General features: G+C 47.5%; 1 protein-coding gene. It reads left to right on the forward strand.

The features are described 5' to 3' along the window. Window positions 1-263: regulatory iron-sulfur-containing complex subunit RicT (locus SM755_RS23800; RefSeq protein ID WP_323174857.1), on the forward strand; the 263-nt coding region annotated here is incomplete at both ends.

Raw genomic sequence — 263 nt, forward strand, 5'->3', positions numbered from 1 at the left:
CTTTGACCGGAATAAGATTTTGTTTTATTTCACGGCAGAAGGCCGGGTGGATTTCCGCCAATTGGTGAAGGATTTAGCTTCCCAGTTTCGTACGAGGATTGAACTCCGGCAGATTGGTGTCCGGGATGAAGCCAAAATGCTCGGCGGGATTGGTCCGTGTGGAAGAATGCTTTGCTGTTCGACGTTTCTCGGGGATTTTGAGCCGGTTTCCATTAAAATGGCAAAGGATCAGAATCTTTCCTTAAATCCGGCAAAGATTTCCG

The organism is Natrialba sp. PRR66, assembly GCF_034808065.1.
Classification (GTDB): domain Archaea; phylum Halobacteriota; class Halobacteria; order Halobacteriales; family Natrialbaceae; genus Natrialba; species Natrialba aegyptia.